The sequence below is a fragment of the Brevundimonas sp. genome, from assembly GCF_051858995.1.
Taxonomy (GTDB): Bacteria; Pseudomonadota; Alphaproteobacteria; order Caulobacterales; family Caulobacteraceae; genus Brevundimonas.
The window spans coordinates 28,327-55,264 of the sequence record NZ_JBHYGN010000014.1; the positions used below are offsets into that span (position 1 = coordinate 28,327).

General features: G+C 69.0%; 22 protein-coding genes. 8 read left to right on the plus strand and 14 right to left on the minus strand.

The window, feature by feature from the left end:
- Nucleotides 1-1,491, minus strand: a complete 1,491-nt coding sequence (locus ACTIEF_RS16145; RefSeq protein WP_439473157.1) for a helix-turn-helix domain-containing protein — start codon at nucleotides 1,489-1,491, stop codon at nucleotides 1-3.
- A gap of 154 nt (nucleotides 1,492-1,645) precedes the next feature.
- On the opposite strand from ACTIEF_RS16145, the gene aceA reads away from it, so the two are divergent.
- Entirely contained in the window at nucleotides 1,646-2,926 is a 1,281-nt protein-coding gene (aceA, locus tag ACTIEF_RS16150) for an isocitrate lyase (RefSeq protein WP_439473158.1), read from the plus strand.
- Nucleotides 2,927-2,941: 15 nt separating this feature from the next.
- Nucleotides 2,942-3,151 carry a hypothetical protein gene (locus ACTIEF_RS16155; RefSeq protein WP_439473159.1) on the plus strand — a complete coding sequence of 70 codons (210 nt, stop codon included), beginning with the start codon at nucleotides 2,942-2,944 and terminating at the stop codon, nucleotides 3,149-3,151.
- Between the two features lie 37 nt (nucleotides 3,152-3,188).
- Here ACTIEF_RS16155 and ACTIEF_RS16160 read toward each other — a convergent pair whose 3' ends face one another.
- From ACTIEF_RS16160 to ACTIEF_RS16180, 5 genes are all read right to left on the minus strand, one after another.
- The gene (locus ACTIEF_RS16160; RefSeq protein ID WP_439473160.1) at nucleotides 3,189-5,474 is read right to left on the minus strand and encodes a response regulator; all 2,286 of its coding nucleotides are present in this window, start codon (nucleotides 5,472-5,474) and stop codon (nucleotides 3,189-3,191) included.
- Nucleotides 5,475-5,549: 75 nt separating this feature from the next.
- Nucleotides 5,550-6,164, minus strand: coding sequence for a M23 family metallopeptidase (locus ACTIEF_RS16165; RefSeq protein ID WP_439473161.1), 615 nt, complete (start codon nucleotides 6,162-6,164; stop codon nucleotides 5,550-5,552).
- Between the two features lie 227 nt (nucleotides 6,165-6,391).
- A complete protein-coding gene (locus ACTIEF_RS16170; protein ID WP_439473162.1) occupies nucleotides 6,392-8,212 on the minus strand; it encodes an autotransporter domain-containing protein in 1,821 nt (606 codons plus the stop codon).
- Nucleotides 8,213-8,314: 102 nt separating this feature from the next.
- Nucleotides 8,315-10,204 carry a phosphoglycerate dehydrogenase gene (gene serA, locus ACTIEF_RS16175; RefSeq protein WP_439473163.1) on the minus strand — a complete coding sequence of 630 codons (1,890 nt, stop codon included), beginning with the start codon at nucleotides 10,202-10,204 and terminating at the stop codon, nucleotides 8,315-8,317.
- Between the two features lie 246 nt (nucleotides 10,205-10,450).
- Nucleotides 10,451-11,857 carry an SDR family oxidoreductase gene (locus tag ACTIEF_RS16180; RefSeq protein WP_439473164.1) on the minus strand — a complete coding sequence of 469 codons (1,407 nt, stop codon included), beginning with the start codon at nucleotides 11,855-11,857 and terminating at the stop codon, nucleotides 10,451-10,453.
- Between the two features lie 203 nt (nucleotides 11,858-12,060).
- On the opposite strand from ACTIEF_RS16180, the gene ACTIEF_RS16185 reads away from it, so the two are divergent.
- Together ACTIEF_RS16185 and ACTIEF_RS16190 are read left to right on the plus strand one after the other, a co-directional pair.
- On the plus strand, nucleotides 12,061-12,996 hold the full coding sequence (locus ACTIEF_RS16185) for an Hsp33 family molecular chaperone (RefSeq protein WP_439473165.1): 936 nt from the start codon (nucleotides 12,061-12,063) through the stop codon (nucleotides 12,994-12,996).
- Between the two features lie 60 nt (nucleotides 12,997-13,056).
- Nucleotides 13,057-14,037 carry a hypothetical protein gene (locus ACTIEF_RS16190; protein ID WP_439473166.1) on the plus strand — a complete coding sequence of 327 codons (981 nt, stop codon included), beginning with the start codon at nucleotides 13,057-13,059 and terminating at the stop codon, nucleotides 14,035-14,037.
- 6 nt (nucleotides 14,038-14,043) lie between these two features.
- Here the strand turns inward: ACTIEF_RS16190 and ACTIEF_RS16195 are convergent, their stop codons facing one another.
- Entirely contained in the window at nucleotides 14,044-14,757 is a 714-nt protein-coding gene (locus ACTIEF_RS16195) for a CPBP family intramembrane glutamic endopeptidase, BDIM_20840 family (RefSeq protein ID WP_439473167.1), read from the minus strand.
- Nucleotides 14,758-14,850: 93 nt separating this feature from the next.
- Nucleotides 14,851-16,698 (minus strand): gamma-glutamyltransferase family protein, encoded by a 1,848-nt coding sequence (locus ACTIEF_RS16200; protein WP_439473168.1) that lies wholly within the window; start codon nucleotides 16,696-16,698, stop codon nucleotides 14,851-14,853.
- A 304-nt stretch (nucleotides 16,699-17,002) separates the two neighbouring features.
- Between ACTIEF_RS16200 and ACTIEF_RS16205 the strand changes: the two genes are divergently transcribed.
- Together ACTIEF_RS16205 and ACTIEF_RS16210 are read left to right on the plus strand one after the other, a co-directional pair.
- On the plus strand, nucleotides 17,003-17,254 hold the full coding sequence (locus tag ACTIEF_RS16205) for a hypothetical protein (protein ID WP_439473169.1): 252 nt from the start codon (nucleotides 17,003-17,005) through the stop codon (nucleotides 17,252-17,254).
- A gap of 152 nt (nucleotides 17,255-17,406) precedes the next feature.
- Nucleotides 17,407-17,634 (plus strand): hypothetical protein, encoded by a 228-nt coding sequence (locus ACTIEF_RS16210; protein ID WP_439473170.1) that lies wholly within the window; start codon nucleotides 17,407-17,409, stop codon nucleotides 17,632-17,634.
- Nucleotides 17,635-17,643: 9 nt separating this feature from the next.
- On the opposite strand, the gene phoB is transcribed toward ACTIEF_RS16210, so the two are convergent.
- From phoB to ACTIEF_RS16240, 6 genes are all read right to left on the minus strand, one after another.
- Entirely contained in the window at nucleotides 17,644-18,333 is a 690-nt protein-coding gene (gene phoB / locus ACTIEF_RS16215) for a phosphate regulon transcriptional regulator PhoB (protein ID WP_439473171.1), read from the minus strand.
- 24 nt (nucleotides 18,334-18,357) lie between these two features.
- Nucleotides 18,358-19,068, minus strand: a complete 711-nt coding sequence (phoU, locus tag ACTIEF_RS16220; RefSeq protein ID WP_439473172.1) for a phosphate signaling complex protein PhoU — start codon at nucleotides 19,066-19,068, stop codon at nucleotides 18,358-18,360.
- Complete coding sequence (gene pstB / locus ACTIEF_RS16225; protein WP_439473173.1) at nucleotides 19,068-19,934, minus strand: phosphate ABC transporter ATP-binding protein PstB; 867 nt, start codon at nucleotides 19,932-19,934, stop codon at nucleotides 19,068-19,070. Before pstB ends, phoU begins: the two co-directional genes overlap by 1 nt.
- A gap of 5 nt (nucleotides 19,935-19,939) precedes the next feature.
- Complete coding sequence (gene pstA, locus ACTIEF_RS16230) at nucleotides 19,940-21,259, minus strand: phosphate ABC transporter permease PstA (protein WP_439473174.1); 1,320 nt, start codon at nucleotides 21,257-21,259, stop codon at nucleotides 19,940-19,942.
- Nucleotides 21,252-22,682, minus strand: coding sequence for a phosphate ABC transporter permease subunit PstC (gene pstC, locus ACTIEF_RS16235; protein WP_439473175.1), 1,431 nt, complete (start codon nucleotides 22,680-22,682; stop codon nucleotides 21,252-21,254). The genes pstA and pstC overlap by 8 nt, the downstream gene beginning before the upstream one ends.
- Before the next feature lie 137 nt (nucleotides 22,683-22,819).
- On the minus strand, nucleotides 22,820-24,232 hold the full coding sequence (locus ACTIEF_RS16240; RefSeq protein ID WP_439473176.1) for a sensor histidine kinase: 1,413 nt from the start codon (nucleotides 24,230-24,232) through the stop codon (nucleotides 22,820-22,822).
- Nucleotides 24,233-24,385: 153 nt separating this feature from the next.
- Between ACTIEF_RS16240 and ACTIEF_RS16245 the strand changes: the two genes are divergently transcribed.
- A complete protein-coding gene (locus ACTIEF_RS16245; protein WP_439473177.1) occupies nucleotides 24,386-25,348 on the plus strand; it encodes an ABC transporter ATP-binding protein in 963 nt (320 codons plus the stop codon).
- Nucleotides 25,345-26,739, plus strand: coding sequence for an ABC transporter permease (locus tag ACTIEF_RS16250; protein WP_439473178.1), 1,395 nt, complete (start codon nucleotides 25,345-25,347; stop codon nucleotides 26,737-26,739). The genes ACTIEF_RS16245 and ACTIEF_RS16250 overlap by 4 nt, the downstream gene beginning before the upstream one ends.
- The last annotated feature ends 199 nt before the right edge of the window (nucleotides 26,740-26,938 follow it).

Sequence of the window (26,938 nt, forward strand, 5' to 3'; positions counted from 1 at the left end):
CTATCGGCGCCCGCGCAGTCCTGCTTCGACATGGCCCCGGAACTCGCTGAGGGCCTCCTCAAGTGGAGCGGCCTGCACGAATGGCCACGGACTCACCGACTTCGACCAGTCGTCCACCGCCGGCGCCCGATCCACCGGCGGGGCGGCGCGTTCGGCGCAGGGATGGCGGTGGCACAGGCGACAGGCGGGGCCGATGGGGGTGACCTCCGGCGCGGCCAGATCGAGCCCTCGGGCGTGGATCAGGCGGCGGGCGTGCTTCAGCTCGCACCCCAGGCCGATGGCCAGGTCGTGGCCCTCGGTGAAGGCGTCGCGGCCCTGACGTTCGACCGTCCGGGCCAGGGTGAACCAGCGGCCACCATCCGGCGTCTCGATGATCTGGGTGACGATCCGGCCGGGCGTGCGGAAGGCGCTGTGCAGCCGCCAGCGCGGGCAGGCGCCGCCGAAGCGGGAGAAGGGAAAGGCGCCGGAGGCGAAGCGCTTGGAGATGTTCCCCGCCTGATCGACGCGCATCAGGAAGAAGGGCACGCCCCGTGCGGTCGGGCGCGACAGGGTGGTCAGCCGGTGCGCCGCCTGTTCGAAGCTGACCCCGAACCGGGCCTCCAGCCGCGTCAGGTCATAGCCGTTGGCTTCGGCCGCCGCGTGGAAGGCGCCGTAGGGCATCAGAATGGCGGCCGCGAGCGTATTGGTCAGCGCGACCTTCAGCACACGTCGCGTCGCATCGTCCGGCATGTCGGCTGAGGCCGTCAGCGCGGTCAGTTCGGTATCATGCTCGGCTAAGGCCAGCTGGAAGGCGACGGCGAAGGCGCGGGAGGAGGGGCCCAGCGTCTCGGACAGGTGCAGGCGCCTGCGATGCGGATCGTAGCGGCGCGTCCACTCGACCATCACATCGTCGGGCAGGGTGCGGACCGTCAGCCCATGGCGGGCCTGCAGCCGTGCGCGGGCGCGGGTCTCGAAGGTCTCGCCGGGCGTTTCCGTCTCCAGCTCGGCGGCCAGTCGCTCGCCCAGCGCATCCAGTTCGGGGAAGTGGTTCTGGCGCGCCTGCACGAAGTCGCGGACGCGGTCGGCGGGCGTTTCGTCGCCTCCGCCACCCGCGATGTCGGCCTCGGCCCGCTCACGGGCGCGCCGGTCGCTGAAGGCGCGATACAGGCGCAGGACGGCGTCGGCGACGGCGGGCTGGTCCTCGGCCAACTGGACGATCTCGTGCCGGGGCACGGCCAGACCCTGAAACACCGGATCGGCGAAGGCCTCGGACAGGGTGGCCTCTGACGCCGGGCCGCCGGACTGGCCCAGCGCCCGCAGGTCCACGTCATAGGTCTCGGCCAGACGCAGCAGCAATTGGGCCGAGACGGGCCGCTGGTTGCGCTCGATATGGTTCAGATAGCTGGGGGACACGCCCAGATCGCCGGCCATGGCCGTCTGGGTCAGGCCCAGATCCCTGCGCAGCCGCTTCAGGCGGCCGCCGAGGAACAGCTTTCGGTCGGCGGTGTCCATGACTGCACGATGTCACAAAATGACTTAACAGCAAGTGTCATGTTGTGACTGAATGACGCGATAGGTCCGCCTCGATCTGTGTCTTTTGTGACTGTGGCGTGTTTCCTTCCCGTGACCCGCCGCGCATCGACGGCCCACAGGACAGAGACCCGCCATGACCACCTTCGCCGATCTGGTTCCGTCGCCCAAAGGCCGCTTTGACGGCATCGAGCGCCCCTACACCCCGGAAGACGTCCTGCGTCTGCGCGGTTCGGTGCCGATCACCCATACGCTGGCCGAGCGCGGCGCCAACCGGCTGTGGGAACTGCTGCACACCGAGCCGTTCATCAACGCCCTCGGCGCCGTCACCGGGAACCAGGCCATGCAGATGGTCCGCGCCGGCCTGAAGGCCATCTATCTGTCGGGCTGGCAGGTCGCCGCTGACGCCAACACCGCCGGCGCCATGTATCCGGACCAGTCGCTGTACCCGGCCAACGCAGCGCCCGAGCTGTGTCGCCGCATCAACCGCACCCTGCAACGTGCCGACCAGATCGAGCACGCCGAGGGCGGCGCCAAGCGCGACTGGTTCGTGCCCATCGTCGCTGACGCCGAGGCCGGCTTCGGCGGGCCGCTGAACAGCTTCGAGATCATGAAGGCCTTCATCGAGGCGGGCGCCTCGGGCGTCCACTTCGAAGACCAGCTGGCCTCCGAGAAGAAGTGCGGCCACCTGGGCGGCAAGGTCCTGATCCCGACCCAGGCGCATGAGCGCAACCTGATCGCCGCCCGTCTGGCCGCCGACGTCATGGGCACGCCGACCATCACGGTCGCCCGCACGGACGCCGAAAGCGCCCAACTGATCACCTCGGACATCGACGAGCGCGACCAGCCCTTCATCGACCGCGACAACCGCACGCCGGAAGGCTTCTTCCGCCTGAAGGAAGGGACTGGACTGGAACACTGCATCGCGCGCGGCCTGAGCTACGCCAGGATCGCCGACGTCCTGTGGTGGGAGACCTCGCACCCCGACCTCGACGACGCCCGCAAATTCGCCGAGGCGATCCAGAAGGAGCACCCCGGCAAGCTGATGGCCTACAACTGCTCGCCGTCCTTCAATTGGAAGGCCAAGCTGGACGACGCCACCATCGCCAAGTTCCAGCGCGAGCTGGGGGCCATGGGTTACAAGTTCCAGTTCGTGACGCTGGCCGGCTTCCACAGCCTGAACAACGGCATGTTCGAGCTGGCCGACGGCTACCGCGATCGCGGCATGGCGGCCTATTCCGAGCTTCAACAGCGCGAGTTCGCCAACGAGGCCCGAGGTTACACCGCCACCCGCCACCAGCGCGAGGTCGGCACCGGCTACTTCGATCAGGTCGCGACCGTCATCTCGAACGGCCAGTCGTCCACCACCGCCCTGAAGGACTCCACCGAAACCGCGCAGTTCGTCGCGGCTGAATAGACAAGGAGAGTGAGAATGGAACCGCTGCAAACCACCTCGGCCATCATCGACTTCTGCCTGGCCCCGCTGAACCTCGACAGCCAGACGGAGGCCGAGCGCGAGGTCCGGCGTCGGCTCGAGCATGTAATCAAGACGTTCCGGGCCAAGGCGACCCAGCCGGTTAGCGTCGACTTCTCGTCCATGCCGTCACAGGTGATCAACGAAGCCGCCCACGGCTACGAATAGTCCCTCGGGAGGATAAGGAAGCGGTCGCCGTCTGGGATCAGGCGGCGATCGCGGCCTGAGCGGCGCGGGGCAGGGAAATGACCAGCTCCAGCAGCTCGCCCGCGTCGAAGGGCTTGGCCAGGTGACGGTCGGCGCCCGCCGCCTCCGCAGAGGCGATGTGCTCGGGCAGGGCGTTGGCGGTCAGCATTACGATCGGCGTGCGCTGCAGGCCCATGGCCAGTTCGTGCGTCCGGATCTCGCGGGTCGCGGTCAGCCCGTCCATGACCGGCATCTGCATATCCATCAGGATCAGGTCGTAGTCGCCGTCGCGCACGGCGTTCAGGGCCAGGGCGCCGTCCTCGACCGAGGTCAGGTCGATCTCGGCCTGGGCCAGGATCATCTCCACCACCTTGCGGTTCACCGGATGGTCGTCGGCCAGCAGGACGCGCAGGCGACGGTCGTCGCCCGCGGCCAGGGCCGAGTCCGCGCTGGTAACGGCGGCGGGCGCCTCGGCCAGGTGCAGCGGGATGGTCAGCATGAAGCAGGAGCCGCCGCCGGGCTCGCTCTCGCAGTCCAGCTCCCCGCCCATCATCTCGGCGAGCTGACGCGAGATGGACAGACCCAGCCCCGAACCGCCGAACTTGCGGGTGATCCCGCCGTCCGCCTGCTCGAACCGGCTGAACAGGCGGTTGCGCGTGTCGCTGTCGAAGCCGATGCCGGTGTCGTCAATGGAGAATCGCAGGGTCGGCTGACCCTTGCGCATCGGGCCGGGCAGGGCGGTCAGGCAGACGAAGCCCTGCTCGGTGAACTTGACCGAGTTGGAGACGAGGTTGGTCAGGATCTGCTTCAGGCGCACGACGTCGCCCTGGATCCAGCGGTCGACCTCGGGGGCGATCTCGACGAAGAACTGCAGACCCTTCTCGCGGGCCGAGGTTTCGTACAACTGGGCGGCTTCGCGGACGGCGCGGCCCAGGTCGAAGGCTTCCTCGTTCAGCTCCAGACGCCCGGATTCGACGCGGGCCAGATCGAGGATGTCGCTCAGCAGGACCTGAAGGGTGCGGCTGGAGGACTGGATCAGGTCCAGCATTTCCTTCTGCTGACCCGACAGGTCGGTGTTGGCCAGAGCCTGGGCCACGCCGATGACGCCGTTCAGGGGCGTGCGGATCTCGTGGCTCATATTGGCCAGGAACTGGCTCTTGGCGCCGTTGGCGGCCTCGGCGGCGTCGCGGGCCTCGGCCAGCACACGGGCCTGATGCTTCAACTCGGTGATGTCGGTGCAAATGGTGACGATGCCGCCCGCCACGGTGCGGCGGTCCGAGACGCGCAGCCAGCGGTCGCCGCTGATGTGCTGCTCCATCGTGGTCGACAGGGCGGCGCGGGTGACCATGCGCTCGTTGATCCACGCCTCCTCGCGGCCGATGGCGTCGGCGTAGAGGCCGCCGTCCAGCCCGATCTGGATGACCTCGCGGAAGGTCATGCCCTTCTGCAGGGTGCTCTCCAGGCCCGGATTCACCAGGGCGTAGCGGGTGTTCCACAGCATCAGCCGGTCTTCGGCGTCGTAGAAGGCCAGGCCGTCGGGCAGGGCCTCGATGGCCTGACGCAGCTGGCCCAGGGCGCTGGCGCGGGACAGCCACCACATCCAGATGGCCGCGCCGGCGATGATGCTGATGCCCAGCACCATGGCGGAAATGACGGCGATCATCACGCCGCCGGACAGGGACCAGACGGTGCTCTCGACGGCGGTTTGCGGCTCCAGCGTCATCGCGCTCATGGCGCCGAAATGCAGGATGACGACCGCGAGAGCCCCCGAGGCGCCCGAGATGAACCGGCGCCAGCCGGCGCGGCCGTAGAGGAAGGCGGACGTCAGGGAGGCCAGCAGGACAGCGGTCAGCACCGACAGGGCGACCAGCCTCGGGTCCCAGACGATCAGGCCCGGCAGCTCCATCGCCGCCACGCCGAGGAAGTGCATGGCGCCGACGCCCGAGATGGCCAGGGCGGCGCCGAGGCCGCGATAGACCGGCGAGGGGCGGTACAGGGCCGTCATGGAGGCCAGGCCGATGCTGGCGAAGGCCATGAAGAAGGATGCGATGGTCGACCAGACGGCGTAGCGGACCTCGGCGCCCGCGTCGTAGCCCTGCATGGCCAGGAAGTGGGTCGAGAAGACCGCCAGACCACCGGTGAAGGCGGCCAGAAGCATCGTATTGCGACGGCGTGCGCCGATGGCGGCGCGGGCGCGGCCCAGCAACTGGTACGCGGTGCCCACGCCAAAGACGCAGATCACACCGGCGGCCAGCGTCCAGCGCCAGTCATGCTGGAATGCGATGCAATACAGTATGCGGTCCAAGACGCCCCCCTTCGAACCGCACTATCCCGGAAAGGGGTGAAGAAAGCGTGGGCATATGTACGCTAACCGAAAGGATCAGCCCGCGTCGGCGACCGCCATCGCGAACTCGTGGCCCATAACCTTTACGGGATTGACCTGCCGGTCGCCGCGGCGGACCTCGAAATGCAGGTGGGGGCCGGTCGAACGGCCTGTGGAGCCGACAAGGCCGATGCGCTGGCCGCTGGTCACGGCGTCGCCGCTGGCGACGTCGATGCGGCTGAGGTGGCCGTAGAGGCTGCTCATGCCGTTGGGATGCTGGACCTCGATGAAGCGGCCATAGCCGCCGGCGTCGTAGCCGGTGCGCAGGACGCGCCCCTCGGCGGCGACGCGGACGCCGGTGCCGGTGGGAGCGGCGATGTCGACGCCATCATGGTGGCGGGCGGCGCTGCCGGGCAGGCGGCGCATGCCGAAGGCCGAGTTGACCCCGTAGCCGCGCACGGGCTCCTGGAAGGTGATCATGCGCATGACCGGACCGGCGGCGGTGGCCACGGCGGTGACGGGCGGGGCTTCCGGCACGGCGAAGCCTTCGTCGGTGGCGGCGGCGGGCGTCAGCGGGGCGGCGGCCATGGCGAGGATGGCCACGGCGCCGAGGACGGCGGCCTGGCCGGAATGGAGGAGGAACGACCGGGCGGTCGGCAACAGGCGTCGCATGGGCGGCGTCGGCTCCGTCTTCGGCTCGGGAGAGCGGGAGTGAGGGCGCGGCGGCAGCGCCGCATCCAGGGCGCGACCGGGCTCCGCGCCTCGGGAAGACGGGCTGATAGGGGCAGGGCGGGGCGACTTTGGGGCGCCGGGGGCGGCAGGACGTCGCAGGGCGGCAACGAAAAGGGGCGCGCGGCCTTGGCAGGCCACGCGCCCCGGTAGTCGGTCTGGCGAAGTCCCTACTGCAGCGAGATGCTGTAGGTCAGCGCGCCCACGTGGCTGTCGGCATGGTCGCCGAAGCGGCCGCGGTAACCGAAGGTCAGCTTGCCGGGGCCCATGTCGGCCTCGACCCCGGCCGATGCCAGGATGGAGCCGCCGAACGGGTCCTCGATCTCGCGCTCGAGGATCTGGGCCGGGTTGCCCAGGATGCCGACGCGAACGCCGTCGCTGCTGTCGGCGAAGCTGTCGCGGTAGCCGCCCTCGACGAAGAAGTTCATGCCGTCGCCGCCGCCCTCGGCCCGCAGGGTGATTTCGGCGCTGGCCGATTGCACGGTGCGGTCCTGATAGGCGTACTGGGCGGCGATGCCCTGCTCGTTGTAGCCGTCGACGTCGGTCGTCCCCCAGGCGATGGCGGCGCGAGGCGAAAGGGCGATGCCGCCCATGTCGAACCACAGACCGCCCTGGACCCGGGCGCCGATGCTGCCGCCGCTGGTGTCGCCGGTGTGGATGACCGGGGCGAGCGCGGTCTGGCGGGTGATGTCGTCATACTTGTCGACCCCGCCGCCGGCGGCGGCGCCGAGGAACATGTTGCCCGAACGCCAGCCGACCCAAGCGTCGACGGCGTAGGTCTGGACGTCGAGCTTCATGGCGCCCGCCTCGACGTCGGCGGTGCGGAAGGTCCCGGAGACGCCGAAGCGCAGGCTGTCCGAGATGACGTGATCCAGACCGACGCGTCCGCCCCAGCCGGTGGCCTTGGACGAGGCGACGGCGCCGCGTGCGTCACTCTCGACGCTGTCGGCGAGGACGCCGAACGTCATGTGGGTGCCGGGCTCCCACGCACCGCGCCCGGCGAAGGTCTCGGTGGCGAGGTCGAGCAGGTCCTCGCGCTGGCGGAAGGCGGTTTCGCCCTGCACCGTCGCCTGGGCGCCGAGGTCGCCATAGTAGAGGTAGTCGTTGGCCAGCTGGGCGATCATGCGGTGACCGGCCGCCGTCGGGTGGACGCCGTCCCAGTACAGATAGCCGTCCGGGTTGGAGCAGACGGTGACCCCATTGAAGCAGGACTGGGTGACGTTGGTCAGGCCGAAGCGGGCCGGGTTGGCCGCGAGCGGGTCGCTGATCTTGTACAGGTCCATAAGGATGATGTTGGTGTTCGGCTGGCCCGCCGCGGTGGTCATCAGCCGGCTGAGCAGGGCGCTGTTGAACTGCTGGCCCGAGAAGTCGGCGAGGGCGGCGGCGTTGGCGCCGAGGGCCGAGAACTGGGGCGTGATGCCCAGCCGCGGCAGGTTGGAGACGAGGATTGTCCCGGCGCCGCGGGTGGCGATGTCGTTGACGATGAAGTTCACGTCGGTGGCGGCGGCGTTGATGACCGTCTGCATGGCGCCGGTCGGGTTGGCCGAGGCGGCGGCGGTCGGGAAGGCCTGGAAGATGTTGTTGGCGCCGCCCAGGACGCTGACGAGGTCATTGCGCCCGAAGGTGCCGCCCGCGCCGGTGTAGGCGGCCAGCTGGTTGCGCATGCCCGGAGGGCTGAGCGCGGTGTCCGTGCGGGCGCCCCCGAAGGCGTAGTTGATGCTGCCCGTCACCGGTGCGCCGGCGGCGAAGCGACCGGCGTTGAAGCCCAGCAGTTCGGTGAACACCGGCCCGTTGGAGAAGCGGCCCTGGAAGTAGGGCGGCGAGGTGGGGGTGGCGCCCCCGCTGGCGGCGTAGAGGTTGCCGTTGTCGCTGAGGCTGTCGCCGAAGACGACAAGGCGGTTGTAGGTCTGGGCGCTGGCCGTCGAGGCGATGGCCCCCATGGCGGCGACCGTCAACGCAGCGGCGGCCGCGTTACGCAGAAAACGAGACATCGATGTTCCTCCCATCGGTCGTCATGGTGCGACCGTTAACCGCACTGTGCGCTCGTTTCGCGCGTACGCAAGATGCCCCGAGGGAAGCTTTCTCCTCTGTTTTCAGTAGAGCATGCGGAAACGCAGCGTCCCGGCCACGCCCCGCAGGGTTTGCACCGCGTCCGGATCATAGTTCCGGTCGACGTCGGTGATGACGTAGCCGGTCCTTTCGTCCGTCTTCAGATGTTGTCCGAGGATGTTCAGACCGGCCTCGGCGACGGCGCGGTTCAGGTCGGCGAGCACGCCCGGCTGATTCCGGTGGATGTGCAGGATGCGGTGGGCGCCCGAGACCTCGGCCAGCTGCACATTCGGCAGGTTGACGCAGAAGGTGGTGTCGCCCCGGTTGAGGTAGGCCAGCAGGCGTTCGGCGGCGAACTCGCCGATGGCTTCCTGGGCCTCTTCGGTGGAGCCGCCGATGTGGGGCGTCAGGATGACGTTCTTCAGGCCCCGCAGGGGGCTGTCGAACGGGTCGGCGTTGGTGGCGGGCTCCTCGGGGAAGACGTCCACCGCCGCGCCGCCGATGCGGCCCGAGCCCAGCGCCTGCGCCAACGCGCCGACATCGACGATGTGGCCGCGCGACAGGTTCAGCAGCAGGGCGCCGGGTTTCATCTTCGCGAACTGGGCGGCGCCGATGACATTGGCGTTGTCGCCGCGTCCATCGACATGGAGGGTGACCACGTCGCTTTCGGCCAGCAGGGCGTCGAGCGAGGACATGCGGCGGGCGTTGCCCAGCGCCAGCCGCTCGGTCAGGTCGTGGAAGATGACCCGCATGCCCAGCCCCTCGGCCAGCACCGACAGCTGGCTGCCGATGGCGCCGTAGCCGACGATGCCGAGGGTCTTGCCGCGCAGCTCGCGCGAGCCGGTGGCCGACTTGTTCCATTCGCCCCGGTGCATGGCGGCGGACTTGTCCGGCACGTCGCGCATCAGGTTGATCATCACGCCGACGGCCAACTCCACGACGGAACGGGTGTTGGAGTAGGGGGCGTTGAAGACGGCGACGCCGTGGTCGGAGGCGGCGGCGAGGTCGATCTGGTTGGTGCCGATGCAGAAGGCGGCGACGGCCATCAGGCGGTCGGCGGCGGCCAGAACCCGCTCGGTGACCATGGTCTTGGAACGGATGCCGAGGACGTGGACGCCCTTGATCCGCTCGATCAGCTCGTCCTCGCCGAGCGCGCCCTTGGCGGTCTCGACGGTGTAGCCCGCGTCCTCCAGCCGCTCGACGGCGGCGGGGTGGATGTTCTCCAGCAGCAGGATGCGCATGCGGCTGCGAGGGTAGGACCAGCGACCGGTCTCGCCCTCGGCGTGGAGCAGTTCGTCGATGGAATGGGCCTCGGCGTCGGCGGCGGCGACCACGGTGGGGCGGCGGACGATCTCGGTGAAGGCGTAGAAGCGGTCGGCGGCGCCGGCCAGCTTGACCTCGGCGTCGTTCCAGCCGTCGCCGACCATGACCACGGGCGAGGGCAGGTTCAGGGCCTTGATGACCACGGGCTTGCCGCCCTCGTGCGACAGGGGATTGGCGTCGTCGACGCCGGTGACGCGGCCGTCGGCGTCATAGATCAGGTCGTTGCACAGGACCCGGTCGGGGGCGACGCCGAGGCGTTCGGCGACCGGGGCGATGATCTCGCGGAAGCCGCCGGACAGGATGACGACGCGGTGGGCGTTGGCCTTGAAGAAGGCGAGGTTCTTGCGGACCGAGGGCGTGCCCTCGTCGAGGATGCGGTCGGCCAGGGCCTGCACATGGGCATGTGTGAGGGGCAGCAGGGCCAGACGGCGACGCAGGGCCTCGCCGAACGGCAGGTCTCCGGCCATGGCCTGATCGGTCAGGGCGGCGATCTCGGCCCGGACGGCGGCGGCGTCCGGCGAGCCTTCCAGCGCGATGTCGGCCAGGGCCTCGAGCGTCTCCACGCGGACGAGGGTCGAATCGAAGTCGAAAACATAGGTCGCGTCAGCCATGTCAGGACCTTGGCTCACCTTCGCAGTTGCAGCAACGGACGGGAGGGCTGTTGGCGAAAAACAGGGTGTGAACAGTGTAATTGGTGCAGATCGTCCACTTTGGAGAGACGGTCAAAATACACCGTCTAAACCGTCTATCCCGTCTATCGCCCCCAACGAAAACGCCGGTCGCTCCGCGAGGAACGACCGGCGATCAGTCTAACAGCCCGATGCGTCAAGATTGGACGTAGGGGGGAGTTGGGCGCCTCAGAACCGTCCGATGTTGCGAAGGCGGCTGTCGGGGCGGCGGGCGTCGAGGGCGGCGGCGCCGATGGCGGCGGCGACGGTGGCCAGGGCCAGGAGGGCGCCGCCCTCCTTGGCGTGGGTCCTGGCGTAGTCACCGGCGTCCTCGGCGTAGCGGCGGGCCGCCTTGCCGTGCTTCTTCAGGGCCTTGCGCGAGGATTTCTCGGTCTTCTTCCACCAGCGCGAGCCACGATCGCGGGCGTCGTCGGTGAGGTCATGGGCGCGCTCGCCCGCCTCGCTGAGGCTGTGGCGGACGGTTTCAGCGAGATCCTCGAAGCGGCCGCGCAGGCCGTCAGTATCAACCCATCCGCGCGGGTTGAGGCGACCGCGCAGGGCCTGGTAGCGGGTGGGGCCGGTGCGCTGGTTCAACAGCAGGGTGGCGAGGCCGACGCCGGCCAGCACCGCGACGACGCCGGTGGCGATGCCGGGGTGTTTGCGGACTTCGGCGAGGGCGGAGAACTGGCGAACCATCGGATAGTGAACCTCTTCATCGAGGCCGTCTTCGGTCGGGTCGTAGAGCCCGTCGTCGTCCGGCGCATAGGCGGAACCCTTGTCCCGCATCAGTGAAGGAGCGAACTTGGCCAGAAGAGGTTCCGCCACGCCGGGCAGGGCGTTGTAGAGGCTGGCGATCAGACGCCCGCCGCCGCCGACGGTGATTTCGCGGATCGGATGGGCGGCGCAATACAGGATGGTGTCCGCGGCCACCCGCGTCGCATAGACCGGCTGGGGGTTATGGACGGCGTAGCCGGTCAGATTGCGGGCGTGCTTGCTGTAAGGGGTGTCGAGGGCGGCGGGCTTGACCAGCGACAGGCTGATCGGGGCGTTGTCGCGCATGATCTCCATGCGCAGGGCGTTGGTGAAGCCCTTCACCGCGTGCTTGGAGGCCGAATAGACACCCTGCACCGGCAGGGGCGCGTCAGACAGGATGGAGCCGACGTTGATGATGGCCCCGCCCCACGGACGGTCGCGCAGGCGCTCGGCGGCGACGAGAGAGCCGTTCACCACGCCCCAGTAGTTGGTCTCGAACAGACGGCGCTGGTCGGCCAGGGTGGTGTCGCGGATCGGACCGAAGATCGAGACGCCGGCATTGTTGATCCAGGTGTCGAAGCCGCCGAACAGGCGCTGGCATTTGTCGGCGGCCTCGATCAGGGCGTCATGGTCGGCGACATCGGCCACGGCCCAGGCGGCGCGGGCGCCGGTGGCCTGAAGCTCCTCGCAGAGGGCCTGGAGGTCCTTCTGGCCGCGGGCGATGAGGAAGACGTGCGCCCCGGCCTTGGCCGCGCGCCGCGCCACCGCCAGACCGATTCCCGAGGTGGCGCCGGTGATGACGATCACCTGCTTGTTCAGGGGCTTGAGGTGGGCTCTGGACATGAAATCACCGACCGGAAAGCGATGGGGCATCTTACGCCTGTTCTGCCGGGGGAGGGCAAGGGCGTGGGTGTGGGGTGTGGGGTGTTGGGCGTCGTTCTCCCCTTGAGGGAGAAGGGTGATGCAGAGCGGTGATGAGGGGGCCTTATCATTGCCCCTTCGGGCCCCTATCTAGCCGCCTTCGTATTTCTGACCGAGGACCGCCCGTGACCGATCACGCGCATACCCATGCCGCGACGCCCAAGGATTTGGCCGACAACCTCGCCGCCGCCTTCCAGATCGAGGGCTGGCCGGTGCGGGGACGTCTGGTGCGTCTGGGCGAGACCATCGACGCCATTCTGTCGGCCCACGCCTATCCGGAGCCGGTCGCGGCCCTGCTGGGCGAGGCCTGCGTGCTGGCCGCCATCCTGGGCTCGACGCTGAAGTTCGAGGGCCGCCTGATCGTGCAGGCCCAGGGCGACGGGCCGGTGCGCTATGTCGTGGCCGACTACGACACCGAGGGTCATCTGCGCGGCTATTGCCGGTTCGATCCGGACGAGGTCGCGGCGGTGTCGCAGGGCTTCGCGCGTCCCGGCGCCAAGACGCTGCTGGGCCAGGGCGTGTTCGTGATGACGCTGGATCGCGGTCCGGACTTCGAACGGACGCAGGGCATCACCCCGATCGAGGGCGAGAGCCTGTCGCTGGCCGCCGAGCATTACTTCCAGCAGTCAGAGCAGATCCCGACCAAGGTGCGTCTGGCCGTGGGCTCGGTGGAGACCGCCGAGGGCTCGCAATGGCGCGCCGGTGGGGCGCTGATCCAGCTGATCGCGGCGGATGACGCGCGCGGCTCGACCGAGGAGGTGTGGGATCGCTCGCGGGTCCTGTTCCAGACCCTGGCCGACGACGAGCTGATCGACCCGACGATCACGCCGGAGACCCTGCTGTTCCGCCTGTTTCACGAGGACGGGGTGCGGCTGGAGGATGCGCGTCCGCTGACGGCCCAGTGCCGCTGTTCGAAGGACCGGATCAGCGCCGTGCTGACCTCGTTCAGCCCGGCCGAGCGAGCCGAGATGATCGAGGACGACGGCAAGATCCGCGTGACCTGCGAATATTGCGCGACGGTCTATGAGCTGGAGCCGGAGGCGATCAGCCCGGCGGACTGACGTCCGAACCTGAACGCGAGTTCACTGGCCAATGGGCGCTGGAGGATCAATCCTGCGCGCATGATCACCGCCCTGACGCTCGCCCTCAGCCTGCTGGTCGCCGACGACGGCGGGCGATGTCGGCTTGAAGGCGAGTCGCGAAGCTGGACCGCCGGCGCTCTCGAGGCCTGGGATCGGCTGGACCGGGAGCGGCTGCATACGCCCCGGCCGGTGACGCCGAGACTGGTGCTATTCGATCAGGACTGTGTCTTCACCCTGACGGCGGATGCGGGCGGCGACTTCGCCGTGGGCGGCCGCACCTATGCGGTGACCGGCCAGGCGCATGACGGGACCGTGGCCTTGCCGGGCGGGGGCGAGGTCCCCGCGCGCAAACTGTCCTTCGCCTTTCCGACTGACGACGGCGGGATGAATTTCGTCATGGCCCTGCCGGCGATCTGGCGGGCGGATGCGTCGGAGGCGCGCGACCCGGGCCGGCTGGCCATGGTCGTCTTCATGCATGAGTTCGCTCACACCCAGCAGGGCGAGGGGCTGGGCCGGCGGATCGATGCCTTGGTCGCCCAGGGCCTGCCGCCCGAGATCGATGACGACATCGTCCAGACGCGCTTCCGCGATCAGGCCGACTATGTGACCGCCTTCGAGGCGGAGCGGGACCTGTTCCATGCGGCGGCGACGGCGCCGGACGCGGCGGAGGCGCGCCGTATGCTGGCGCGGGCGGCGGAAATGATGGCGGCCCGGCGCGCGCGATGGCTGGTCGGCGACGACGCCCTGCTGGCGACGGCGGACGATGTGTTTCTGACGCTGGAAGGGTCGGGCAACTGGGCGGCCTGGGCCTGGCTGGTCGACCCGCGCGGCGGGGCGCTGACGCCGGAAGCGGCGACGGCCTTCGTGCGCGGCGGACGCCGGTTCTGGAGCCAGGACGAGGGGCTGGGCGTCATGCTGGCGCTGGACCGGTTGACGCCCGACTGGCCCGCCCGCGCCTTCGGACCGGACGGCGAGACGGCGGACCGCCTGATCGCCCGGGCATTGGCGACGGGATCCTGACCGACCTCAGACGACCAGGAAGATGGCGTTGGCGAAATTGTGCAGGAGGACCGGCAGCAGCAGGCTGCCGGTCTTTTCGCGCAGCCAGACCAGCAGCAGGGCGGGGCCTCCGGTGAGGGCCATGGTCATGGCGTCGAAGGTGAAGGCGCCGTCGCTGTAGCCCAGCGCATGGGCCAGGCCGAAGGCGACCGAGCTGATCAGCGCGCCCCAACCCATCGGGGCGCCGAGGAGGCGCAGGGGCCGGGCGAAGGCTTCGTTCAGCATCAGCAGCAGGACGCCGCGATAGAAGAGCTCCTCGTCCAGCCCGGGCATGGTCAGCTGGAAGGCGAGGGTGTCGGCGTCGGTCCCCTGACCGGGGAACCAGAGGGCCAGGCCGAGGAAGAGGGCGATCAGGGCGCCGGACAGGATCAGGGCGCCCTTCAGCCCCTTGCGGTCCTGTTTCAGCGTCAGGCCGACGCGCTCGGCGCCGAAGAACAGGGCGACGACCAGCGACAGGGCCAGGGCCATGACCTTGCCCTCCCAGTTCCAGTCCGAGGGCCAGAACTGCAGGGGGATGTGGCCGTAGCCGCGCGTCAGCAGGGCGTCATAGGCGGCCATGAGCGCAAGGGCGCCGAGGAACCAGCCCCACTTCACCTTGCCGCGCAAGGCGACGGCCGCGACCAGCCCCATGGCCGCGGTCGCCCCGATCCATCCGCCCAGCACCATGATCGCATCCGGCATGTGTCACCCCCTCCGACGTTGTTCGGGGGAGAGGCGGCGAAGCGGCGCCGTGGATGCGCGGCGGAAGATGAAATCGCGGTAAGGCGGCGGCCCCTAGTACGCCAGCGCGATGCCGTCCTTGCGCATTTCGGTGGCCGCGCCGTAGGTCCAGCGACCGCCGGGATTCTGCTGCATGACCACGTTCTGGTAGCCGCCGAAGCCGCCGTTGGGGCCGCGCAGGACCCAGCCCATGGCCTCGAGTTGGGCCTTGGACGCCGCCGGGACGCCGGTCTCCAGATAGAGCAGGCCGACGCCTTCCGCCCGTTCGCCGGTGGGTTCGGACGAGCCCTCGTGCTGCCAGCGCGGGGCGTCGCCGGCCTCCTGCGGGTCGAGGCCGTAGTCGACCATGTTGATGATGATCTGGGCCTGTCCCTGAGGCTGCATGCCGCCGCCCATGACGCCCATGGCCATCCACGGGCGGCCGTCCTTGACCGCGAAGCCCGGGATGATGGTGTGGAAGGGCCGCTTGCCGGGGGCGTAGACGTTCGGGTGGCCGTCGGTCAGGGCGAACAGCTCGCCGCGATCCTGGAACATGAAGCCCAGGGTATTGCCCGCGCCGTCATCCGCCACGAGGCCGGAGCCCATGCCGCGGTAGTTGGACTGGATCCAGCTGACCATCATGCCGTCCTTGTCGGCGACGCTGAAATAGGTGGTGTCGCCTTGGGTCGGGGCGTCGCCGGGGAAGACGCGATCCATGACCCGGTCGGGGCGGATCAGGTCGGCGCGCTGGCGGGCGTACTCCTTGGAGTTCAGCCACTCGACCGGGGTGCGGCTGAAGCGGTCGTCGGCGAACCATTTGGCCCGGTCCTCGAAGGCCAGACGTTTGGCCTCGGCCTGATGGTGGATCGAGGCGGCGGACTGGAAGCCCATGGACTTCAGGTCGAACTGTTCGCAGACGTTGAGGATCTGGTTGGTCGACAGGCCCTGCGTATTCGGCCCGAGGCCGTAGACCTGAACCCCGCGATAGTCGGTGCGGATCGGCTCGACCCATTCGGTGCGGTGGGCGGCGAGGTCGGCGCGGGTCATCCAGCCGCCGATGCGACGGAAATAGGCGGCGATCGCATCGGCGATGGGGCCGTCATAGAAGGCGTCGCGCCCGTGCTCTGCGATCAGGCGATAGGTGCGGCCCAGATCGGGGTTGGCGAACATCTGGCCGACCTTGGGCGTGGCGCCGCCGGGGGCGTAGACCTTCTTGCGGTTGTCGTTCTCCTCGATGATCTGCGCCGAACGGTCGAAGCCCGCCATGTTGCGTTCGAGGTAGTAGGCGATGACCTGTGGCATCGGCACGCCCTCCTCGCACAGCTCGGCGACGGGCAGCAGGACGTCCTTCCACGGCAGCTTGCCATAGCGCTGGTGGGCGCTCCACCAGGCGTCCACCGTGCCGGGAACGTTGACCGTGACCGCGCCATAGGAGGGCAGGTGGCCGTCGGCCTTGGCCTTGGTGCGGGCGGTCTCCAGCGACAGGCCACGGGGGCTGTTGCCCGAACCGTTGAAGCCGACGACCTTCCGCTGGGCCGGGTCCCAAAGCATGCAGAAGGCGTCGCCGCCGATGCCGTTGGCGACGGGCTCGAGGAAGCCGAGCGCGGCGTTGATGGCGATGGCGGCGTCGACGGCCGAGCCGCCGCGCCGCAGGGTGTCGATGCCGATCAGGGTGGCGCGCGGATGAGCCGTGGCGGCGGCGCCGTTGGCGCCCCAGACGGTCGAGCGTCCAACGAATTTCGGCCCGGTGATGCGGTCGCCCATGCCGATGCCGGCATAGGGATCAGGGCGCGGCGCGGGCCGGGGCGGGGCGCCGGCGGGAGCCTGCTGCGGCGTCTGGCCCGGCGTCTGGGCCGAAGCGATGCCGCTCCCGGCCAGCAGGGCCCCGGCGGGCAGGGAGGACAGGAAGGTGCGACGACGCATCGGCAAACTCCACGAAATGTGCGGGGACCCTAGCGGGTCTAACGCGGGTGTGAAGGTTGTCCGTCGGCGGGAGACGGGGATCCGCCTTGCTTTGGCCGCCCTTGGAGCGCAGGGTGATCGTCGTCATCCTGCTGCTAACGCTCTGGTTTCCTTCGCTTCGTGCCGGAGATCATCTGCGATCCGACCCGAAGCCGACCGTGCACGATTCCGCGCCGGCGTTCTTCACTGGAAGCCTGACAATGTCGCCCATGAACCTCAAGCCGGCGTCTGTCGGCGGCTCGACTCCGCGCGCGGGGACGTGGTCATGACGACCCGTCACGATCAGGCGAGCGTTCTGCCTCTGCTGCAGCGTCCGATCGCCGTCTGGCTGGTTCTGGTCCCGATGCTGGTGCTGGTCGTCGCCCTGATCGGGGGGATCGTGCACAAGGACCGGGCGGCGCGGGCCGCTTTGGCGGAACACACCCTGCGCTACGAGGTGCAGGCCGAGGCCATCGATCAGGCCCACGCCAGGCGCACGACCGAGGAGCAGGCCCGACGCTCGGCGGCCATGCAATGAACCCTCCATCGACCTGGAGATTCCTATGGTCGAAGAGAATTTCGTCCGGCTGTATGCCAGGGACTTCGTCCACTGGCCTGGCGCAGCGAGATCGGCCAAGGCGTGGAAGAGCCCCTGCAGCGCCGGCCGAGGTGCGGCGCCACTCTGACCTGATGCGCATCCGCAAGGGCGCCGATCATCTTGTCGTCGTCATCGCCCGGCTGCGAGATGAGGCGGAGCGGTTCAACCCGCGCCTGTTGCAGAAGGGCGTCGATCCCGTCGACGCCGGGAAGCGGCACCGGACCTTCCTGCTGGACGTGGTCAAGCAGCTTTCGGCGGAGCCGGTGGATCAGGACACTTCGCTGGCGCTGTCGGGCATCAAGGCGCGGCGGAATCGTTGAGGCTGAAGTTCAGCCCCCCAGATCCAGCGAATAGCCGGCGGAACGCACGGTGCGGATCGGGTTGACGGTGCCTTCGACGTTCAGGGCCTTGCGGAGGCGGCCGACGTGGACGTCGACGGTGCGGGCCTCGACGTAGACGTCCGAGCCCCAGACGGCGTCCAGCAGTTGTTCGCGGCTGAACACCCGGCCAGGGTGCTGCATGAAGTGGTCGAGCAGGCGGAATTCGGTCGGTCCGAGGTGGATTTCGAGGCCGGCGCGGCGGACGCGGTGGGCGACGCGGTCGATGACGATGTCGCCGTGGTTGATGCGGTCGTCGGCCAGGCCCGGACGGATGCGGCGCAGGACGGCGCGGATGCGGGCCGTCAGCTCGGTCATCGAGAAGGGCTTGGTCAGATAGTCGTCGGCGCCGGTGTCGAGGCCGCGGACGCGGTCGGTTTCCTCGCCCCGCGCCGTGAGCATGATGATCGGCAGGTTGCGGGTCTCGGAGCGGCCGCGGATGCGGCGGCAGACTTCGATGCCCGACAGCTTGGGCAGCATCCAGTCGAGCAGGACCAGATCGGGCAGGCGCTCGTCGACCTGGAGCATGCCTTCCTCGCCGTCCGAGGCGACGACGACCTTGTAGCCCTCTTTTTCGAGATTGTAGGACAGCAGCGTCGCCAGCGCGTCCTCGTCTTCCATCACCAGAATATAGGGCTGCACGTCAGGCTCCGGTCTTCATCAGTCTCAGACGGTGGGCAGTTCGGCGTCGGTCTCGGGGTTCCAGCGCGGACGTTCGCCCGTGAACTCCAGACCGGTGATCTCATAGTGGATGGTCTCGGCGATGTTGGTCGCGTGGTCGCCGATGCGTTCCAGGTTCTTGGCCATGAACAGCAGGTGGGTGCAGGCGCTGATCGTGCGCGGGTCGCCCATCATGTAGGTCAGCAGTTCACGGAACAGGGCGTTGTAGTGCTCGTCGACCTCGTCGTCGGTGTTCCAGACGGCGATGGCGCGATCGACTTCACCGACCGCATAGGCGTCGAGCACGTCACGCAGGCGCATGGAGACCAGCTTGCCCATCCGCTCGATGGAGCGGGTGAGGGGCTGCATGGGCTCGCCCTCGGCCAGGATCAGCGCGCGCTTGGCGATGTTCTTGGCCAGGTCGCCGGTCCGCTCGAGATCCACCGCCAGCTTCATCGCCGACAGGGTCTTGCGCAGGTCGGAGGCGACCGGCTGGCGCAGGGCGATCAGGCGGATCGCCTTCTTCTCGATCTCGCGGTGCATGGCGTCCAAACGGACGTCACGCTCGACGACCGCTTTCGCCAGCGCCACATCGCGGCGAGCGACAGAATCGACGGCGTCCGCCACCTGAGCCTCGGCGAGGCCGCCCATGCGGGCGACTTCGGCGGTCAGCTGGTTCAGTTCGTCGCCGTAGGCCTTGACGGTGTGCTGGTTCATCAGCCGAAGCGCCCCGTGATGTAGTCGAGGGTGCGGCGTTCGCGGGGATTCGTGAAGATTTCCTCGGTCGGGCCGGTCTCGACCAGACGGCCGAGGTGGAAGAAGGCGGTGCGTTGCGAGACGCGGGCGGCCTGGGCCATCGAGTGGGTGACGATGACGATGCAGTAGCGCTCGCGCAGTTCGTCGATCAGTTCCTCGATCTTGGCGGTGGCGATCGGGTCCAGGGCCGAGCAGGGCTCGTCCATCAGGATGACTTCCGGCTCGACCGCGATGGCGCGGGCGATGACCAGACGCTGCTGCTGGCCGCCCGACAGGCCGGTGCCCGGGGCGTGCAGGCGGTCGGCGACCTCGTCCCACAGACCGGCGCGCTTCAGCGAGGCCTCGACGACGACGTCCAGGTCGGCCTTGGTGGCGGCCAGGCCGTGGATGCGCGGGCCGTAGGCGACGTTCTCGTAGATCGACTTGGGGAAGGGGTTCGGCTTCTGGAACACCATGCCGACGCGGGCGCGCAGCAGCACGGGATCGACGGCGCGGGCGTTGATATCCTCGCCGTCCATCTCGATCTTGCCGGTCACGCGGGCGCCGGAGATGGTGTCGTTCATGCGGTTCATGGTCCGCAGGAAGGTCGACTTGCCGCAGCCCGACGGGCCAATGAAGGCGGTGACGGTCTTGTCCGGGATGTCCAGCGAGACGTCGTACAGGGCCTGCTTGCCGCCATAGAAGACCGAGACGTCGCGCGCGGCGATCTTGGTCGGACCGATGGGGCCGGTGCTGGGGGTGACGGTCGGGGCGGCGATGACGGCGCCGGCGTCGGCGGTCGCGCCGCCTTCAGAGCCGTCCGCGGCGCGGAAGATTTTCGAGAACATGGGGATTACCACCGGCGTTCGAAGCGCCGGCGCAGCAGGATGGCGGCGGCGTTCATGACGATCATGAAGGCGAGCAGGACCAGGATCGCGGCGGCGGTCCGCTCGTGGAAGGCGCGCTCCGACGCGTTCTCCCAGATGTAGATGAGCGAGGGCATGGCGCCCGCCGGCTCGACGACGCTGTGCGGCAGGCCCGGCACGAAGCTGACCATGCCGATCAGCAGCAGGGGGGCGGTCTCGCCGAGCGCGTGGGCCATCGAGATGATGGCGCCGGTCATCACGCCGGGCATGGCCAGCGGCAGGGTGTGCTGGAAGACCGTCTGGGTCTTGGACGCGCCCATGGCCAGGGCGGCCTCGCGGATCGACGGCGGCACCGCCTTCAGCGAGGAGCGGGTGGCGATGATGATGGTCGGCAGGGCCATCAGGGCCAGGACCAGACCGCCGACCAGCGGGCTGGCGCGGGGCAGGTGGAGCCAGTTGATGAACAGGGCCAGACCCAGCAGGCCGTAGATGATCGACGGCACGGCGGCGAGGTTGTTGATGTTGACCTCGATGATGTCCGTCAGCCGGTTCTTGGGCGCGAACTCCTCGAGGTACAGGGCCGCGCCGACGCCCAGCGGGATGGCGATCAGGGCGGTGACCAGCAGCATCAGGGCCGAGCCGATGACGGCGCCCAGGACGCCGGCCAGTTCCGGCTCGGTCGAGTCGCCCTTGGTGAACAGGGCGGTGTTGAAGTGGGCCGAGACGTGGCCGTCGGCCTTCATCTGGTCCAGCCAGGCGATCTGCTGGTCCGACAGGCGGCGCTGGTCGGACGGCGTCTCGCGGGAGATCTCGCCCTTGAAATAGAGGTCGGCGTCATCCGAGGCCGGGGCGGCGATCATCACCGTCTGGCCGATCAGGCCGGGCTGCTTCTGGATGCGCTCGGCGGCGGTGAACTTCAGCTCCGACGAGAACAGGCCGCGCATCTGGGTGGAGAGCGTACCGTTGGCGTCGTCCTGGATGCCCATGCGGCGCAGCTGCTGCTCGGCGACCAGCTGTTCGAAATTGGTGCCCTGCGGATAGGCGCGGTCGACGCGGGCCGGGTCCATGTAGACCGGGGTGGTGACCGTGTGGGTGTAGAAGGCCGTGTGGCCCTGATCGATGATCCGGCCCAGCAGCAGCAGCAGGAAGCCGACCGCGATGCCGATGGCCAGCAGGCCGTACAGGCGGAAGCGGTTCTCGCGCGCATAGCGCTTCTTCAGGCCCGCGCGCAGGCGGTCGACACGCTGGGCGTCGGCGGTGGCGGCGTTAGCGGCGGCCACGGGGGTGGGCTCGGCGGCGTCAGTCATATTGCTGCCGGTAAGTCTGGACGATGCGCTGAGCGACGATGTTCAGCAGCAGGGTCACGAGGAACAGGGTCAGACCGAGACCGAAGGCCGACAGCGTCTTGGGGCTGTTGAACTCCTGGTCGCCGGTCAGAAGGGTGACGATCTGGACGGTGACGGTGGTCACGGTCTCGAGCGGGTTGAGCGTCAGGCGGGCGGCAAGGCCGGCGGCCATGGTGACGATCATGGTCTCGCCGATGGCCCGCGACATGGCCAGCAGCATGGCGCCGGCGACGCCGGGCAGGGCGGCGGGCAGCAGCACGCGCTTCACCGTCTCGGACTTGGTCGCGCCCATGGCGTAGGAGCCGTCGCGCAGCGTCTGGGGCACGGCGTTGATGATGTCGTCCGACAGGGAGCTGACGAATGGGATCAGCATGATGCCCATGACGCCGCCGGCGACGAGGGCCATCTGGTTCTGGACCAGCATCAGATACTGGCCGAGGCCATCCAGCGGTCCGCCGACGAACCAGCTGCCGATGGTGTTGAAGAAGACCCGCATGAAGGGGCCGACGGTCAGGGCGGCGAAGAAGCCGTAGACGACGGTCGGGACGCCCGCGAGGATTTCGAGGATCGGCTTGACCGTCGCGCGGAAGGTCGGCCCGGCGTACTCGGACAGGTAGATGGCCGAGAACAGACCGACCGGGGCGGCGACCGCCATGGCGATGATCATGATCAGGAAGGTGCCGGCGAAGAGCGGCAGGGCCCCGAAGGCGCCGGAGGACCCGACCTGATCGGCGCGGATGGCCGTCTGCGGACTCCATTGGGTTCCGAACAGGAACTCGGTGACCGGCACCGAGGAGAAGAAGCGGAAGGAGTCGTAGACCAGCGAGGCGACGATGCCGACGGTGGTCAGGACGGCCACGGCCGAACAGGCGAACAGGGCGCCGACGATCCAGCCTTCGACCCGGTTGCGGGCGCGCATCTGGGGGCGGATCTGGCTGAAGACGAACAGGGCGCCGAGCAGGGCGGCCAGGGCGGCGCCGACGATGCCGGCGAGGCTCAGCATGGTCTCGATGCGGGCGGCGCGACGGCCCTCGGCGGGGAGGAGCTCGGCGTAGGGGGCAGCCCAGATCTGCATGGTCGGCTGGCCCGCGCCGACGGCATGGGCGTCGGCGTAGAAGGCCTGGCGACGGAAGGGCTCAAGCTGCTGCACGGCCTCCGGCGCGCCCGAGGCCATCAGCTGGTGCTGGACGGGGCCGGCGAAGATGGAGGCGGCGAGCAGGACGACGAGCGCCGGAATGGCGGTCCAGATCAGGGCGTAGGCCCCGTGCTGGGCCGGGCGCGAATGGGCCTTGGCGCCCTGCGCGCGACGAGCCGCCAGCTTGCGCGCGCCAAAATAGGCGGCGACGGCTGCGGCGATCAGGATCGGCAGAAAGAGCCAGGTCATGGGGATCCGGGAGGGAGAATCGGAACGTTCCCGGTCACCCGGTTCGCCCGCGCCGGAAACTGCCCCGGAATGGTCAGCGGATTACGACGGCTACGTGACAGTTCTGTTACGTCGCAAGGCCCATTGTCGCGGGGGCGTCACGCCGCCGTTTTCTCGACCTTCCGGGCGATGGGGAAGTAGGCCGTGAAGACGGCGCCCTGTCCCGGCGCGCTTTCAACCGTCAGGCCGCCGCGGTGGCGATTGACGATGTGTTTGACGATGGCGAGGCCCAGGCCCGTGCCCTGCCGTTCGCCGCTCTTCTGGCCCTCGACCCGATAGAAGCGCTCGGTCAGGCGGGGCAGGTGTTCGCGGGCCATGCCGGGGCCGTGGTCGCGCACGGTGATGGCGGCGTAGCGGTTGCCCGGCTCTCGATCAGGCGTGACCAGTGGCAGGCGGGTGATCCCGCCCTCGCGATTGCCGCCCGACCAGGGGGCTGCGGCTTCGTCCAGGGAGACGTCCGGGCGGATGACGATGTCCACCGTGTCGCCGGAGGGGGAGTATTTGATGGCGTTGTCGACGAGGTTCTGGACCACCTGAACGATCTCGTCGCGGTCGCCGTGAACGGGGGCGGAGAGGTCGCGGTCGTCCAGACGCACGGTCACCGACCGCTCTGCGGACAGGATGCTGACGGCGTCCATGACGTCCACGGTGGCGCGGGCCAGATCGACGCGGCCGGACGGCGGGACGTGCTCGTTCAGCTCGATGCGGCTGAGCGACAGCAGGTCGGCGACCAGACGGCTCATGCGGTCGGCCTGCACGGCCATGATGTCGAGGAAGCGATCGCGCGCCTTGGGATCGTCCTTGGCGTGGCCCTTGAGCGTCTCGATGAAGCCGGCCAGCGAGGCCAGCGGCGTCTTCAGCTCGTGCGAGGCGTTGGCCAGGAAGTCGACGCGCATCAGCTCCATGCGGCGGACATCGGTCTCGTCGCGCAGGACCAGCAGGGCCAGGGTGGCGCCTTCACCGGGCGTGGGCAGGGGGCGGGTCAGGGCGCGCCAGTGACGGGTCTGGGCGCCGACGCCGGAATAGTCGGTGGTGCGGGCGACGCCGCCGAACAGGGCCTCGTCCACCGCCTCCAGCACCGTGGGTTCACGCACGGCGGAGACCAGGAGGGCGCCCTCGCGCTGGATGCGGAACAGCTCACGCGCGGCGCCGTTGGCCAGGACGACGCGGCGGCCCGCGATGTCGTCAGCCTCGCCGCCCGAGACGACCAGCACCGGATCGGCCAGGGCTTCGAAAGCGCTGTCGAGCAGCCGCTGGTCGGCGGCGGGCCAGGGCAGGGGTTCGGCCGCCTGGGCGGCCTCGGTGCTGAGGGTCGGACGAGGGCGACGGTTCACGGCCCAGGTGAAGACCCCCACCAGAAGCGCGGCGCCGATCAGCCAATGCGCGATCTCCTGATGGAAGACCGCCAGCGTCAGCAGCACGACCGCCGACACGCCCGCGCTGGCGCCCACCGTCCAGAGGCGGGAGGCCGCGGACGGGGCGACGGGAGACTGGGCGGCTTCGTAAGGCATAGCGCTTCCACTGGAGCGTGCGCTCGGGGGCGACTCGCTATGCACGACCATGACATGGAATTCATGACAATCGATCCGCGAAAGGCACGGACTCGGGTTGTCAAACGTCCTTTACACTTCTAGGATTCCCTTCTGTTTGTTGGAGGGGGCTTGATGACAACGGCATTGACGCTGGAAGGCGTGAGCAAGCGATACGGCGAGTTTCAGGCCGTGCGCGATCTCAGCTTCGAGGTGCCCAAGGGCTCGATCTGCGGGTTCCTGGGGCCGAACGGAGCGGGCAAGACCTCGACCCTGCGCATGATCCTGGGCCTGCAGCCGGCGACGGCGGGGCGGATCACCATTCTGGGCGCCGATGACGGGCGAAAGGTGCGTGACCGGATCGGCTTCCTCCCGGAGGAGCGCGGCCTCTACAAGAAGATGACGCCGGTGGACGCCATCGCCTTCTTCGGCTCGCTGAAGGGCCTGCCGCTCAGCGAGGGCCGCAAACGCGCCAAGGAGATGCTGGATGCCCAAGGGCTGGGCGCCTCCAAGCGCAAGAAGATGAAGGAGCTGTCCAAGGGTATGGCCCAGAAGGTCCAGCTTATTTCATCTGTCGTGCACCGGCCCGAGTTCGTGATCCTGGACGAGCCCTTCTCCGGGCTGGACCCGGTGAACCAGCAGGGGCTGGAGCAGATGATCCGCGGGCTGGCCGCCGACGGCGCCACCGTCCTGTTCTCAACCCATGTGATGCAGCACGCCGAGCGGCTGTGCGACAAGGTCGTGCTGCTGGCGCGGGGCCGGAAGGCCTTCGAGGGCACCATCGCCGAGGCGCGCGCGACCTCGCGGCGCTTCCTTGAGCTGGAAGGCGAGATCGCTCCGGATCAGGCCGAGCGCCTGCCGGGGGTGACGACGGTGGAGGTCGTCTCCGATCAGGATGGGGTGCGGGTGCTGAAGGCCGCGATGGCCCCAGGCGCGCATGGGCAGGAGGCCCTGAAGGCCGCCTTCCTGACCGGTCTGGACGTGCGCCGTTTCGAACTGCGTGAGCCGACCCTGCATGACGCCTTCATCGACCTGACCGGGGATCGCCCCGATGTCGACCAGTCCGTGAAGCCGACCGCCGTGGAGGCCGCCCGATGAGCCGTATGTTCCTGATCGCGCGGCGTGAGTACGCCGCATACGCCATGACCGTCGGCTTCTGGCTTTCGATGCTGGCCTTCCCGATCTTCGCGGTGCTGGGCGGCGTCGTCCCGGCGCTGATCAAGTCGTCCGAGCCCGTGCGCGAGGTGGTGGTGATCGAGGATGGGGCGCAGGCCGCCGGCCTGGCCGCCTCCATCCAGGATTCGCTGCGCCGTGACGCCGAACGCCAGCGCGAACGGACCGAAGAGGCCCTGAAGAAGGCCTCGGCCGCCAGCGGCGGCGCGGCCAATCCGGCGGCGGCGCAGGGGGCCATGGCCTCGCTGTCGCGTCCGACTCTGAAGATCGTGCCGACGCCCGCCGACATCGCCTCGGCCGCGCCGGGACAGGCGCAGGACGCCGCCGTGCGTCGTCACCTGACCGACGAGACGCCCAAGGACCAGCGACTGGACGCCGTGGTCTTCCTGACCCGCGATCAGAATGGCAAGCCCGCCGCCCGGGTGTGGAGCGCCCGCGCCACCGACGACACGGTCGAGGACTTCGTTCGCGACGCGCTGCGCTCGGCCAACCGCAAGACGGTGTTCGAGGGCGCCGGCATCGACGGCGCCGTTGTCGAGGCGGCCGAGAAGTTCCGCCCCGAGGTGAAGGCCTTCTCGCCCCAATCGACCGGCGATGGGGCGGTCTCGTTCCGTGACAAGCTGCCGATGCTGATCGGGCTGGGCGGGGGCTTCCTGCTGTGGTCGCTCATCATCACCGGCGCCTCGATCCTGCTGAACAGCGTGATGGAGGAGAAGTCGAACAAGATCCTCGAGGTCCTGCTGTCCTCGGCGTCGACGACGGAAATCCTGACCGGCAAGGTGCTGGGCGTGGCCCTGCTGACCCTGACCATGCTGGTGGCGTGGGGCGGGCTGGGCGTGGGCGCCCTGGCGGCCTTCCAGCCGAAATACGCGGTCATGGTGGCCGATCTGCTGTGGCAGGGCGGCCTGCTGGCCTGGTTCGTGGCCTTCATGGTCGGCGGCTATCTGATGTACGCGGTGCTGTTCGCGGCCATCGGCGCCTTCTGCGAGACGCCGCGTGACGCCCAGACCCTGATGGGGCCGATCATGATGGTGCTGGTGGTGCCGATCATGATCATGACGATGACCCTGAAGTCGCCGGACGCGCCGCTGATCCAGATCCTGTCCTGGGTGCCCTTCTTCACGCCCTTCCTGATGATGGCGCGGCTGCATTCCGATGTGCCCGTGATCGAACTGGTCGGGGCCATGGCCGGGATGTTCGCCTTCGCTCTGCTGATGGTCTGGGTCTCGGGCCGCGCCTTCCGCGCCGGCGCCCTGTCGGACGTGAAGCTGAGCTGGAAGAGCTTCGCCGGCGCGATCCGGGGCGGGGGGAACTAGCGTCCCACGGTCACCTCTCCATTCGCCCTCAAGCGAATGGAGAGGACAGACCGGCGCGTCAGCGACGGTCAGGTGAGGGCGGCTCGGTCCCTGGCAGAAGGAACCTCGAACACCGGTGACGGCGGGCCGACGGCCACCGCCTGCGCCGCCCCCTCCTGATCGTCGCTCGCGCTCCGATCTGTCCTCCCCATCGCCTTGG